General features: G+C 66.1%; 11 protein-coding genes and 2 pseudogenes. All 13 read left to right on the top strand.

Translation table 11 applies throughout. The features are described from left to right. Positions 1 to 440: 440 nt before the first annotated feature. The 13 genes and pseudogenes from NKH99_RS22800 to NKH99_RS22860 all read left to right on the top strand — a co-directional run bounded on the left by NKH99_RS22800 (position 441) and on the right by NKH99_RS22860 (position 13,351). On the top strand, positions 441 to 605 hold the full coding sequence (locus tag NKH99_RS22800; protein WP_352565982.1) for a hypothetical protein: 165 nt from the start codon (positions 441 to 443) through the stop codon (positions 603 to 605). Between the two features lie 389 nt (positions 606 to 994). Continuing rightward, the gene (locus NKH99_RS22805; RefSeq protein WP_353015659.1) at positions 995 to 1,210 is read left to right on the top strand and encodes a hypothetical protein; all 216 of its coding nucleotides are present in this window, start codon (positions 995 to 997) and stop codon (positions 1,208 to 1,210) included. Between the two features lie 175 nt (positions 1,211 to 1,385). Further along, positions 1,386 to 2,588 carry a cytochrome P450 gene (locus NKH99_RS22810; protein ID WP_353015661.1) on the top strand — a complete coding sequence of 401 codons (1,203 nt, stop codon included), beginning with the start codon at positions 1,386 to 1,388 and terminating at the stop codon, positions 2,586 to 2,588. 93 nt (positions 2,589 to 2,681) lie between these two features. Further along, complete coding sequence (locus tag NKH99_RS22815) at positions 2,682 to 3,971, top strand: cytochrome P450 (RefSeq protein ID WP_353015664.1); 1,290 nt, start codon at positions 2,682 to 2,684, stop codon at positions 3,969 to 3,971. 1 nt (position 3,972) lies between these two features. Beyond that, a pseudogene (locus tag NKH99_RS32780) lies at positions 3,973 to 4,098 on the top strand (ferredoxin); the annotation flags it as partial. Between the two features lie 168 nt (positions 4,099 to 4,266). Continuing rightward, positions 4,267 to 5,112 (top strand): SDR family oxidoreductase, encoded by an 846-nt coding sequence (locus NKH99_RS22825; protein WP_353015725.1) that lies wholly within the window; start codon positions 4,267 to 4,269, stop codon positions 5,110 to 5,112. Continuing rightward, positions 5,112 to 6,455 carry a cytochrome P450 gene (locus NKH99_RS22830; protein ID WP_353015666.1) on the top strand — a complete coding sequence of 448 codons (1,344 nt, stop codon included), beginning with the start codon at positions 5,112 to 5,114 and terminating at the stop codon, positions 6,453 to 6,455. Before NKH99_RS22825 ends, NKH99_RS22830 begins: the two co-directional genes overlap by 1 nt. Before the next feature lie 154 nt (positions 6,456 to 6,609). Beyond that, positions 6,610 to 7,608 carry a polyprenyl synthetase family protein gene (locus NKH99_RS22835; protein WP_353015727.1) on the top strand — a complete coding sequence of 333 codons (999 nt, stop codon included), beginning with the start codon at positions 6,610 to 6,612 and terminating at the stop codon, positions 7,606 to 7,608. 148 nt (positions 7,609 to 7,756) lie between these two features. Then, positions 7,757 to 9,307: a hypothetical protein gene (locus NKH99_RS22840; protein ID WP_353015669.1), complete on the top strand. Its 1,551-nt coding sequence runs from the start codon at positions 7,757 to 7,759 to the stop codon at positions 9,305 to 9,307. Beyond that, positions 9,304 to 10,206: a terpene synthase family protein gene (locus NKH99_RS22845; protein ID WP_353015670.1), complete on the top strand. Its 903-nt coding sequence runs from the start codon at positions 9,304 to 9,306 to the stop codon at positions 10,204 to 10,206. Before NKH99_RS22840 ends, NKH99_RS22845 begins: the two co-directional genes overlap by 4 nt. A 28-nt stretch (positions 10,207 to 10,234) precedes the next feature. Beyond that, on the top strand, positions 10,235 to 11,338 hold the full coding sequence (gene fni, locus NKH99_RS22850; protein WP_502900100.1) for a type 2 isopentenyl-diphosphate Delta-isomerase: 1,104 nt from the start codon (positions 10,235 to 10,237) through the stop codon (positions 11,336 to 11,338). 461 nt (positions 11,339 to 11,799) lie between these two features. After that, positions 11,800 to 12,126, top strand: a complete 327-nt coding sequence (locus NKH99_RS22855) for a helix-turn-helix domain-containing protein (protein WP_352798341.1) — start codon at positions 11,800 to 11,802, stop codon at positions 12,124 to 12,126. After that, positions 12,101 to 13,351, top strand: a pseudogene (locus NKH99_RS22860) (type II toxin-antitoxin system HipA family toxin). Before NKH99_RS22855 ends, NKH99_RS22860 begins: the two are co-directional and overlap by 26 nt. Positions 13,352 to 13,514: the final 163 nt, after the last annotated feature.

Consider the following 13,514-nt stretch of genomic DNA (forward strand, 5'->3'; position numbering starts at 1 on the left):
GCCAATATCGAACGCGTGTGGAGGCCTCAAATGTGACTTCACGCAAGAGACCCGCGTTACTGAGCTGGTTCGGCGTATTGTCGAAGTTTGCCAGTGACCCGCCGACCTTGGCTTCGGTGGCTCTTTGATGGGGCTGTTGGGCACTCACATGCTGATCAGAACCGGTAGACGGCAATTGCGCGAGCGCCATGTGTTGGCGTGCCGGCATCGGACCAGCCGTGCGCAAAGCGGCTACCGAGGAGGGACCTCCGAAGGAGATGATGTACCGATGTTCAGCGGGAACAGGCACCGTCTCCTCAGGCCACGGTCTAGAGCTTCGCGTGTCGGGCATGGCGCAAGTCGCTTTCATCGTGTTTTGATGGGCTCTGACCAGGAGCCGCAAGCGGCGTGCCATTTCAAATAGAGATGCTTTTGGAGCGATCCTTTTTCTTGGGAGGACCGTGTCTTCAAGACCGGGCGCGCCCTATAACCGCCTCGTCAGCACGCTCGACAAGGGTGCTGTATGGTGCGGATATGCGGCGCTTCCGCACCGGCTGGACAAAGACGAACCGAAAGCCGAGCCGATGCCCTACCTCACACCGGCGAGCACTGCAGCGATTTCGTAGCGTCTGCCGCAAACGTGTTCCTGCGTGCGCAGGCTCGGCTTTCGCGAACATGCGCCTGTCGCAGCAACCATGAGCGCGCGCTTCGGCAAGCGCCTGACTCCGTGAGGATCGAATTCCCCAATCGTGTCTATTTGCCACCCTCTTATGTTCGAAACTGGACCAGAATGTCGCAAGCCCGACCTAAAGGTCGCCGAGGCGTACTATCCGACACGGTTCTGTCCCCTTTGTTGGCCCGCGACACCGGCCTATTTTGCCGAGCTCTTGTCTGGCCTCAGGCTAACCCGGTGAAAAGCAATCACAATTTTTTTCTTCTGCTGGGTCGGCCAAATTGGCACGAGTTTTGAAGCTCCTTCGTTGCGGGCCGGGAGCTGCCGACCGACCTTCCTTTCGTGGATGGCACCGCGATCGATGGAACGAAGAAAGAAAAGCAAAATGTCAAATCCGCATCAGATAGCATTCTATGGGAAGGGGGCCTCGGCGAAACCGCCCCCTACCAAACAGGCTCGCCGCCCTTGTCGACCCTTGCGCAGGAAATCTTGATGGCCGGCTGCGACTCAAAGGCCCGCCACACTCGCCTTTATCCTGAACTCGAAGGCGCAGGATAACGTTCTGCATCTCGCCCCGCGGTATGCCTAGGCAGTTACACGTTGGCCGACCTTGATAATCGAATCGGGCTACGCTGCGGAGGACGTCGTCTACATGCCTTCCTAAGCCATTCGCTGCCCGCAGCGCCTGCCGGTCACCTCCCGCCCTTCCATCGCTTAGAGATCAAGTGCCACCATGTCCGAACAACCCTTGCCGACGCTGCCGATGTGGCGCGTCGATCACATCGAGCCCTCGCCCGAGATGTTGGCGCAACGCGCCAACGGTCCGATCCACCGCGTGCGCTTCCCGTCCGGGCACGAAGGCTGGTGGGTGACAGGCTACGATGAAGCCAAGGCGGTGCTGTCCGACGCGGCGTTCCGGCCCTCGGGAATGCCGCCGGCGACATTCACCCCGGATTCGGTGATTCTCGGATCGCCGGGGTGGTTGGTCTCGCACGAGGGGGGCGAGCATGCCCGGTTACGCACGATCGTGGCGCCGGCCTTCAGCAACCGCAGGGTGAAGCTGCTCGCGCAGCAAGTCGAGGTGATCGCCGCGCAGTTGTTCGAGACACTGGCGGCCCAGCCCCAGCCCGCCGACCTGCGGCGCCACCTCTCCTTTCCACTTCCGGCCATGGTCATCAGCGCGCTGATGGGCGTGCTCTACGAGGATCACGCCTTTTTCGCCGGGCTGTCCGACGAAGTGATGACGCACCAGCATGAAAGCGGCCCGCGCAGCGCGTCGCGCCTGGCCTGGGAAGAACTGCGCGCCTACATTCGCGGCAAGATGCGGGACAAGCGCCAGGATCCGGGCGACAACCTGCTGACGGATCTGCTCGCGGCGGTCGACCAGGGCAAGGCGACCGAGGAAGAGGCGATCGGCCTGGCGGCGGGCATGCTGGTGGCGGGGCACGAGAGCACCGTCGCGCAGATCGAATTCGGCCTGCTGGCCATGTTCCGCCATCCGCAACAGCGCGAACGCCTGGTCGGCGATCCATCCCTGGTGGATAAGGCGGTGGAGGAAATCCTGCGCATGTACCCGCCGGGCGCGGGCTGGGACGGCATCATGCGCTATCCGAGGACCGACGTGACCATCGCGGGCGTGCATGTTCCCGCGGAGAGCAAGGTGCTGGTCGGCCTGCCGGCGACGTCCTTCGATCCGCGCCATTTCGACGACCCGGAAATCTTCGACATCGGACGTGACGAAAATCCGCACCTTGCGTTCTCCTACGGGCCCCACAACTGCGTGGGCTTGGCGCTGGCCAGGCTGGAACTCAAGGCGGTGTTCGGTTCGATCTTCCAGCGCTTTCCCGCGCTGCGCCTGGCCGTGGCGCCCGAAGAACTGAAGTTGCGCAAGGAGATCATCACTGGCGGGTTCGAGGAGTTCCCGGTGCTCTGGTGATGCGCGGATGCCACCAGGAATCGCGATGTTCTCCGAATTTGCCGGCGCGCCTGCCGCGCGCCGATCAGATCAGCCAGCCAACAGGTGACCAAGATGGACGTGCAAGAAACCACGGCAGCATGCCGGGACGCCTTCGCCGAACTGGCGTCGCCAGGGTGCATTCAGGATCCGTACCCATTCATGCGGTGGTTGCGCGAGCACGATCCGGTACATCGCGCGGCGTCGGGCCTCTTTCTGTTGAGCCGCCACGCCGACATCTACTCGGCGCTCAAGGCAACGGGCGATGCTTTTCGGGGGCCGGCACCAGGCGAACTGGCGCGCTATTTCCCGCGTGCGGCGACCAGCCTGTCACTCAATCTGCTGGCGTCCACGCTAGCGATGAAGGAACCACCGACGCATACGCGTCTGCGCCGGCTGATCTCGCGCGATTTCACCATGGGCCAGATCGACAGCCTGAGGCCGACCATCGCTCGCATCGTCGCAGCGCGCCTGGACGGCATGGCGCCCGCGCTGGAGCGCGGGGAGGCGGTGGACCTGCATCGGGAATTCGCGCTGGCCTTGCCCATGCTGGTTTTCGGCGAACTGTTCGGCATGCCCCAGGACGACATGTTCGGGCTCGTCGCCGGCATCAGCGCCATTCTGGAAGGCCTGAGCCCGCACGCCAGCGATCCCCAGCTCGCCGCGGCGGACGCGGCCAGCGCCAGGGTGCAGGCCTACTTCGGCGACCTCATACAGCGCAAGCGCACCGATTCCCGCCACGACATCGTGTCAATGCTGGTCGGCGCACACGACGACGATGCCGACATGCTGTCGGATGCGGAGTTGATCAGCATGCTGTGGGGCATGCTGCTGGGCGGCTTCGCCACCACTGCCGCGGCCATCGACCATGCGGTCCTGGCGATGCTGGCATATCCCGAACAGCGGCACTGGCTGAAGGGAGATGCCGTGGGGGTGAAGGCATTCGTCGAAGAAGCCCTGCGCTACGACGCGCCCGCCATGTTCAGCTCCATTCCGCGTATCGCCCAGCGCGACATCGAACTGGGCGGCGTGGTGATCCCGAAGAACGCGGACGTGCGCGTGCTCATCGCGGCCGGCAATCGCGACCCGGACGCCTTCGCCGATCCCGATCGCTTCGATCCCGTGCGGTTCTACGGCACCAGTCCTGGCATGTCGATCGACGGGAAGATCATGCTGACCTTCGGCCACGGCATCCACTTCTGCCTTGGTGCGCAACTGGCCCGGGTGCAGTTGGCCGAAAGTCTGCCGCGGATCCAGGCGCGCTTCCCCACGCTGGCATTGGCCGAGCAGCCGACCCGGGAGCCCTCCGCGTTCCTTAGGACGTTCCGCGCGCTGCCGGTGCGGCTGCATGGGCAGGAGGGCTGAGATGCGCGTCGTGGTCGATCAGGATCTGTGCGGAACTACCGGGCAGTGCGTGCTGACGCTGCCGGGCACCTTTCGCCAGCGCGAACCGGACGGCGTGGCCGAAGTGTGCGTGGCGACGGTCCCGCAGGCGCTGCACGCCGCCGTGCGGCTTGCGGCCAACCAGTGCCCGGTCGCCGCCATTCGGGTCATCGAAAGCGACGCCGGCCATAACGAGCGCGCCAGCGCCGACCCTGCGCCTTCTCCGGCGCAGGCCCAGCGGCATGCCGCGAAAGACCAATGCAATTCAGGAGGCACGATGGGACAGTTTGAAGGCAAGGTGGCCGTGGTGACCGGCGCCGGCGCCGGCATCGGCAAGGCATGCGCTCTCGCCATCGCGCGCGGGGGCGGCAGAGTGGTGGTGGCCGACATTGATGGCTCGGCGGCCATCGCCTGCACCGCGCAGATCGCGGCCGAAGCAGGCCACGCGCTGCCCATAGCCATGGATATCGCCGATGACCAGGCGGTGGCAGCGCTGTTCGAGACGGCGGAGCGGCACTTCGGGGGGGTCGACCTGCTGGTGAACAATGCGAGCGCCATGCATCTGACCCCGCGCGACCGCGCGATCCTCGACCTGGACCTGGCAGTCTGGGACCAGACCATGGCGACGAATCTGCGCGGCACGCTGCTCTGCTGCCGGCAGGCCATCCCACGGATGATCGCCCGCGGCGGTGGCGCGATCGTCAACATGTCGTCGTGCCAGGGGCTCAGCGGTGACACCGCGCAGACGTCCTACGCCGCGTCGAAGGCGGCGATGAACATGCTGTCGGCCTCGCTCGCCACCCAGTACGGTCACGCGCAGATCCGCTGCAACGCGGTTGCGCCGGGTCTTATCATGACGGAGCGTCTCCTCGCCAAGCTGGACGAGTGCACGCAACGGCATCTGCGCCGGCACCAGCTCCTGCAGCGCGTCGGCCGCCCCGAGGACGTGGCCGCGCTCGTGGCGTTCCTGCTCTCCGACGATGCTGCGTTCATCACTGGCCAGGTCGTGTGCATCGACGGCGGCATGCTGGCGCATGTGCCGACGTACGCCGACGGTGGCAACAGCTGCACCGCGCGGCCTGCCGGCGACACCGCCGAAGCGGCCGCGGCGGCGCGCTGCTGATGGACATGCTGCTCAACCCGCTCAACCGTCGGCACCGGCTGCGATACGACATCCCGGTCATGCCCGGCGCTTTCCCCCTGGTCGGGCATCTTCCCGCCATCGTCTGCGACCTGCCGCGCCTGCTGCGGCGCGCGGAACGGACGCTGGGCAGCCACTTCTGGCTGGATTTCGGCCCTGCCGGACACCTGATGACCTGCGTGCATCCGGATGCGTTCGCACTGCTCCGGCACAAGGACGTGTCCTCGGCGCTGATCGAAGAGATCGCGCCCGAATTGCTTGGCGGAACGTTGGTTGCCCAGGACGGCGGCGCGCACCGGCAGGCGCGCGATGCGATCAAGGCGGCGTTCCTGCCCAAGGGGCTGACCGAGGCCGGCATCGGCGACCTGTTCGCGCCCGTCATCTGGGCGCGGGTGCAGGCGTGGCGCGACTGCGGCGAGGTAACCATCCTGCGCGAAACCGGCGACCTGATGCTCAAGCTCATCTTCAGCCTCATGGGAATCCCCGCGCAGGACCTGCCGGGATGGCATCGCAAATACCGGCAACTGCTGCAGTTGATCGTCGCGCCCCCGGTCGACCTGCCCGGACTGCCCTTGCGGCGAGGCCGCGCCGCCCGCGACTGGATCGACGCGCAGTTGCGCCAGTTCGTCCGCGACGCGCGCGCGCATGCCGCGCGCACTGGGTTGATCAACGACATGGTGAGCGCCTTCGACCGCAGCGACGATGCGCTTTCCGATGACGTCCTGGTCGCCAATATCCGCTTGCTGCTGCTTGCCGGTCACGACACCACTGCCTCGACGATGGCCTGGATGGTGATCGAGCTGGCGCGGCAGCCTGTGATGTGGGACGCCCTGGTCGAGGAGGCGCAACGCGTGGGCGCGGTGCCGACCCGTCACGCGGACCTGGCGGAGTGTCCGGTCGCCGAGGCGCTGTTCCGCGAGACGCTGCGCCTGCATCCGGCGACCACGCTCCTGCCGCGTCGCGCCCTGCAGGAATTGCAACTCGGCCAACGGCGCATTCCAGCAGGCACCCATCTGTGCATCCCGCTGCTGCATTTCTCCACCTCGGCGCTGCTGCACGAGGCGCCTGATCAGTTCCGCCTGGCGCGGTGGCTGCAACGCACGGAGCCGATCCGGCCGGTGGACATGCTGCAGTTCGGTACCGGCCCACACGTCTGCATCGGCTACCACCTGGTATGGCTGGAAATGGTGCAGTTCTGCATCGCCTTGGCGCTGACCATGCACAAGGCCGGGGTGCGGCCGCGGTTGCTGAGCGGCGTCGAAAAAGGCCGGCGCTATTACCCGACCGCACATCCGTCCATGGCAATCCGCATAGGCTTCTCATGAGCTGGCATCGCACGCCCCGTGTGGCGAGGCAGCGGCGCCGGCGACGCGCGGCATTGCTGCACTCGGCGCGCGCGCTCGGTGCGACGCCGGCAACACCGCGGCGGCTTGGCGCTCGCCGTGGCCATCTCGTGTCAGGTACAAGGACATGAACAACATGCAGACCGGTTCCACGCTACACGACGACCGAACTGGCGTTTCCGCGCTCGGCGGATTGGGCGCGCAGGCGCGCGGCGCATCCGGCAGGCTGCTGCCGGAGATCTGGATGCAGGACGGCGCAAAGCGGGTCGAACAGGCGCTGGCGCGTCTTCTCTGCGCCGAAGACGACGGTGAGACAGAGCTGATGGCGGCGATGCGCTACGCCACCTTGCATGGCGGGAAGCGCACCCGCGCCTTGCTCTGTCTGGCTGCCGGCGCACTGGCCGACACGCCGGCGCACATGCTCGACGACGTCGGCGCCGCCATCGAGATGATGCACGCCTGTACCCTGGTCCACGACGACCTGCCCGCGATGGACGACGACGTGCTTCGCCGCGGCCTTCCGACCGTGCACGTCAAGTTCGGCGAAGCCACTGCGATCCTGGTCGGCGATGCGCTGCAGGCGCACGCCTTCCTGACCCTGGCGAGCCTCGATGCGCCGGGCGACAACCGTATCGCGCTCGTGCGCGAACTGGCGCAGGCCGTGTCCGCCGAGGGTGCCGCAGGCGGGCAGGCCATGGATCTGTCGCTGGTCGGAAAGCACGTCGAGCTGGACAGGATCGTGGCGATGCACCGGATGAAGAGCGGAGCGCTAGTGCGCGCGTCCGTTCGCATGGGCGCGCTATGCGCCATCGCGGAGGATGCCGCGCACGCTGGGCTGTACTGTGCGCTCGATCGCTACACCGCCTGTTTCGGCCTGGCGTTGCAGGTGGTCGACGACATTCTCGACGCGACAGCGGATACCGCGACGCTGGGCAAGACCCCCGGCAAGGACGCGGCGGCGCAGAAGCCGACCTGCGCGTCGATCATGGGGCTGCAGGCAGCGCGCCAGTTCGCGCTGGATTTGTTGCGCGACGCCGGGGAAGCCATCGCCCCGTTGGGGCCGCGTGCGGAGCGGTTGGCGCAGATACTGCAGCGGGCCAACGGGTATCTGTTCAAGCACGCGCCATGCGCATGAGCACGCCCGTCCACATGGAGTTGCCCCTGTGCCGCTGCGATCGGCCGGCGGCAGCGGTGCATGCTGCACTGTGCCCGAGTCCGCGGCGATGTGCGCGGCGTCTGCCGATCCTGGTTCTCGTCAACCGTCTGCAGAAGGAACATCCCGCGTGAACGCGCTGTCCGAACAGATCCTTTCCGAATTGCGCCACCTGCTGAGCGAGATGAGCGACGGCGGCAGCGTCGGTCCGTCCGTCTACGACACGGCGCGAGCTCTGCAGTTCCACGGCAACGTCACCGGTCGGCAGGACGCATACGCGTGGCTCATCGCGCAGCAAGAGGCCGATGGCGGATGGGGAAGTGCGGACTTCCCGCTGTTCCGCCATGCGCCCACGTGGGCGGCGTTGCTGGCATTGCAGCGTGCCGATCCTCTTCCCGGCGCTGCCGACGCAGTCCAGGCTGCAACCCGGTTCCTCGAGCGCCAGCCCGATCCCTACGCGCATGCGGTGCCGGAAGACGCGCCGATCGGCGCGGAGCTGATACTGCCGCAGTTGTGCGGCGAGGCCGCATCCTTGCTGGGCGGCGTGGCGTTTCCGCGCCACCCGGCGCTGTTGCCGTTGCGGCAAGCGTGCCTTGTCAAGCTGGGGGCGGTGGCGACGTTGCCGAGCGGCCATCCGTTGCTGCACTCCTGGGAGGCCTGGGGGACGTCGCCGACCACCGCATGCCCGGATGACGACGGCAGCATCGGCATCAGTCCGGCGGCCACCGCCGCGTGGCGTGCGCACGCCGTGACACAGGGGAGCACGCCGCAGGTCGGGCGCGCCGACGCGTATTTGGAGGCGGCATCGCGGGCGACGCGCAGCGGCATCGAAGGTGTCTTTCCCAACGTCTGGCCGATCAATGTATTCGAGCCATGCTGGTCGCTGTACACCCTGCATCTGGCCGGTCTGTTCGCGCATCCCGCGCTCGCCGAGGCGGTGCAAGTGATCGTCGCGCAGCTCGACGCCCGCCTCGGCGTGCGCGGTCTGGGCCCGGCCTTGCACTTCGCGGCCGATGCGGACGATACCGCCGTTGCGATGTGCGTCCTGCGCCTTGCAGGCCGCGACCCGGCCGTCGATGCGTTGCGCCATTTCGAAATCGGCGAGCTGTTCGTCACCTTCCCCGGCGAGCGCAATGCCTCGGTGTCGACCAACATCCATGCCCTGCATGCGTTGCGACTATTGGGAAAGCCCGCCGCCGGCACCAGCGCCTACGTCGAGGCCAATCGCAACCCGCACGGTCTATGGGACAACGAAAAATGGCACGTTTCGTGGCTGTATCCCACCGCGCATGCGGTCGCTGCGCTGGCGCAAGGCAAGCCCCAGTGGCGCGACGAGCGCGCGCTGGCGGCGCTCATGCAGGCGCAGCGCGACGACGGCGGCTGGGGCGCCGGTCGCGCGTCCACATTCGAGGAAACCGCCTATGCGCTGTTCGCGTTGCACGTGATGGACGGGAGCGAAGAGCCGACAGGGCGCCGGTGCATCGCGCAGGCGGTGGCGCGTGCGCTGGAGTGGATGCTCGCCCGCCATGCGACGCATGCATTGCCGCAGACGCCGCTGTGGATCGGCAAGGAACTGTATTGCCCCACCCGGGTGGTGCGCGTGGCCGAACTCGCCGGGTTGTGGCTGGCGCTTCGTTGGGGGCGGCGCGTCCTGGCCGAGCGAGCAGGAGCGGCGCCATGAACCAGACCGAACGCGCGCTGCAGCAGGTGCTGGACTGGGGGCGTTCCCTGACCGGGTTCGCCGACGAGCATGCCGTGGAAGCGGTCAGGGGCGGCCAGTACATCCTGCAGCGCATCCACCCGAGCCTGCGCGACACCAGCGCCCGCACCGGCCGCGATCCGCAGGACGAAACGCTGATCGTGGCGTTCTATCGCGAACTGGCGCTGCTGTTCTGGCTCGACGATTGCAATGACCTTGGCCTGATCGCGCCGGAGCAGCTCGCCGCGGTGGAGCAGGCGTTGGGGCAGGGCGTGCCGTGCGCGCTCCCCGGATTCGAGGGCTGCGCTGTGCTGCGCGCTTCGCTGGCCGCGCTCGCCTACGATCGTCGCGACTATGCTCAGCTTCTCGACGATACCCGGTGCTACTGCGCGGCGCTGCGCGCCGGACACGCGCAGGCGGCAGGGGCGGAACGCTGGTCCTACGCCGAGTACCTGCACAACGGCATCGATTCGATCGCCTACACGAACGTGTTCTGTTGCCTGTCGTTGCTGTGGGGACTGGACATGGCGACCTTGCGCGCGGGTCCGGCGTTTCGCCAGGTCCTGCGGCTCATCTCCGCGATAGGGCGCTTGCAGAACGATCTGCATGGACGCGAAAAGGATAGATCGGCCGGCGAGGCCGACAACGCGGCGATCCTGCTGCTGCAGCTCTATCCGGCTATGCCTGTGCTGGAGTTCCTCAACGACGAACTGGCCGGCCATACGCGCATGCTGCACCGGGTGATGGCGGAAGAACGCTTTCCCGCGCCGTGGGGACCGTTGATCGAGGCCATGTTGGCCATCCGCGCGCACTACTACCAGACCTCAACCAGCCGCTACCGCAGCGACGCTGCGGGGGGAGCCCAGCGTGCGCCGGCCTGAACGCGCGGGAGGCGGCGGCCTGCGCCCGCTGCCGTCGGTCCGATCCGACGCAACGCCGTCGCCCAATGCGACGGATGGAGCGAGCATCAGCGACACCAACTTGAGCCGGCGCAAGGACGACCACCTGGACATCGTGCTGGATCGGCGAACGGCGCCGGCCAAGGCCGCCGGCTGGGAGTACATCCGTTTCGAACACTGCGCATTGCCCGAGTTGGACCTGACGCAGATCGACCTCAGCGCCTCGCTGCTGGGCAAGACCATGCGCGCGCCGCTGCTGATCAGCTCCATGACCGGCGGCATGCCACGCGCCGAGGCCATTAACCGCCATCTGAGCGAGGCAGCGCAAGCCTTGGGGATCGCCATGTGTGTCGGTTCGCAACGCGTGAGCCTGCAATCCCGCAACTCCCAGGGGCTGACGCGCGCGCTGCGCCGCCTGGCCCCAGACATTCCCTTGCTGGCCAACATCGGCGCCGCGCAACTGTGCGAGGCCGACGGCCTGGACCTCGCGCGCCGGGCGGTGGATGCGCTGGAGGCCGATGGACTCATCGTCCATCTCAATCCGCTGCACGAAGCAGTACAGCCGGAGGGCGACCGCGACTGGCGCGGCGTCCTGGCGCAGATCGCTCGCGCCGCACGCAGCGTGGGCGTGCCGGTCGTGGCGAAGGAAGTGGGCTCGGGCCTGTCCGCCTCTGTGGCCTGTGCGCTCGTCGAGGCGGGCGTGGCGGTGATCGATGTCGCCGGCGCCGGCGGCACCAGTTGGGCCGCGGTGGAGGGCGAGCGCGCCCGCGATGCCGCCGACCGTGCAGTGGCGATGGCGTTCGCCGATTGGGGGATTCCGACCCCGGCCAGCGTGCAGGCGGTACGTCGGGCGCTGCCAACGGTGAAGCTGATCGCGTCGGGCGGGATCCGCGACGGCGTCGACGTGGCCAAGGCCATCCGCCTGGGCGCGGACATCGCCGGGCAGGCGGCCGGCGTGCTGCGCGCGGCTACGGTATCCACCGAGGCGGTTGTCGCGCATTTCGAGATCGTCATCCGCCAGTTGGCCGTCGCCTGCTTCTGCACCGGCTCGGCTGATCTGGCGGCGTTGCGTCAGGCGCGCTTGTTGCCCTCAGCGCGTCTGCCCGTCGGTTGATGCCGGCGTCGCCCGCACGTGGCGGCGGGCGCCTAGTCTTACTGAGTCAGAAAGGATGGAAAGCGCTACCGGGCTGGGCTTCGCCGTCGCCACCACTCTCGCCGAGTCGGCGGTGAACTCAGTCGTCGGGAAACGTATGGTCAAGAAGCAGCAGATGCGCTGGTCACTTCACGGTGCGCATATGCTCGTGCAGCTCCGGGCGGCGGAGATCAAGGGCGAACTTCGCAACCGGCTTCGGGCGCCTTTCCGACAGCCAGAACTGAACGGGCCGCCAACAGCCTACGCGCTTTACCGTCTATCTCAGCTGCGCTGTCGATTATGTCCGAAGCCAGGGCATCGATATTCCCGCCGAGTTGCTCTCCCAGGTCGCACCGGTTCCTTGGGCTCATATCGCACTCACCGGAGCAATGAGATACCTTTGCGTATCATCGCGCATTGGAATAGATCGTATAGGTATCATGATGGCATCTGAATCGGAAATTCTGCGCGAAATCGGTCGGCTTTTCAGGCAGGCGAGGCTGGCCGCTGCCATGACGCAGGAGCAGGTCGCTGATTTGGCGGGTATATCCCGTCCCCGCTATCGCGACATCGAAAAGGGAGCCGCAGCGGCGCGTGCGACGACGCTCATGAATATCGCTCGCGCACTCGGTCTGGAAATGATGATGGTTCCGCAAGTCATGGTGCCGGCTGTCCAGGCTCTATTGCGTCCGAATGATGATGACGATCGACCCGCTTTTGTTCCTCAACCTGACGATGACGATCATGGCTCCAGTTTTTCGCGCACCTAAGACGATCCCGTCGCTGGACGTGCTCTTGAACGCACTGAAGGTCGGCACAATCGTTAGGACGCCGGGCGATTTCAATGCATTCAACTTCGATGAGGCCTACCGCGCGACGGGCGGCTTTCCGGTTTTCAGCCTGTCGTTCCGGGCAGCGACGGGGGGGTTGCGGAAAGATCCGAAGCCTCTGGCGGGCGCCTTGCCCGCTTTCTTCGCGAACCTCCTGCCGGAGGAGAAATTGCGCGAGGCGATGGAAAAGCACCACCAAGGCAATGTCCGGCCAGGCAATGATTTCGATCTTTTAGCGGCGCTGGGCGCCGATCTGCCGGGAGCCGTACGGGCGTTGCCCAGTGACGGCGCGATAGCGCTTTCGCAGGATGCTTCAAAAGATAAGCCCAAGGCACGTTCTCACTTGCCGGCGTGCAGATGAAGCTGTCGGTCATGAAGAACACTGGAAAAGGCGGTGGCCTTACCTTGCCGATGGACGACGAGCAGGGCCGGTACATCGCCAAGTTCCCTTCGGCGGCGTTTCCGGGCGTTTCCGAGAACGAATTCGCCAACCTGGCGCTGGCTGCAGCGATCGGCATGGAGGTTCCTGAATGCGAACTGGTCGAGAAGTCCGATTTTGAGGGCGTTCCCGAAGAATTCAACACGCTGTCGGAGGGCAAGGTCCTTCTCGTCAAACGCTTCGATCGCGGCGCCGATGGCGAGAGGATACACATCGAGGATTTCGCTCAGGTCTTCGGTGTCTATCCTCGCGCAAAAATGAGGGGGCCGCTTATCACGACATAGCCTTGGCCCTTGGCGTAGCCGTCTCGCCTACGGCGGCTCTCGAATGCGTCCGCCGCCTGGTGCTGACGGTCATCACCGGCCATGGCGACATGCACCTGAAGAACTGGTCTTTGATTTATCCCGGCAACGGCGACAAGCCGGTGCTTGCACCGATCTACGACGTTCTGTCGACCGTGCCATATATTCCCGCCGACGCCATGGCGCTTTCGCTTGGAGGGGAGCGCTCGTTCAAGGCGCTAGCAGCACCGCGATGGAAAGCATTCGCGAACCGTGCAAGGCTTCCGGAGCCGGCAGTCCTGAAGGCAGTGGTCGAGACCGTCGAACTCGTCAACGAGCACTGCATCTGCCTGAGCGCGACGTTGTCGCGGCGAAAGTGCTCGAGCGGATCGACGAACATGTGAAGGCGATGACGCCGATACTGAACTCCTGCGCCAATAAGTGAGCCGAGCCTCTTGGGTTGATGATATTGCGGATGATCGCCCGCAGCCCCGAATTGATGGCGGTGGCTCGCAGGTATGCCAGCGTGGCGCAAGATTCCGCGCAGTGTCGATGAGGGCACGCGAGACCAAGCACGTCAGCTCGCCGGAACAGGAGAGTTTGCAGCA

It is taken from the genome of Mesorhizobium sp. M0854, from assembly GCF_040319815.1.
GTDB lineage: Bacteria > Pseudomonadota > Alphaproteobacteria > Rhizobiales > Rhizobiaceae > Mesorhizobium.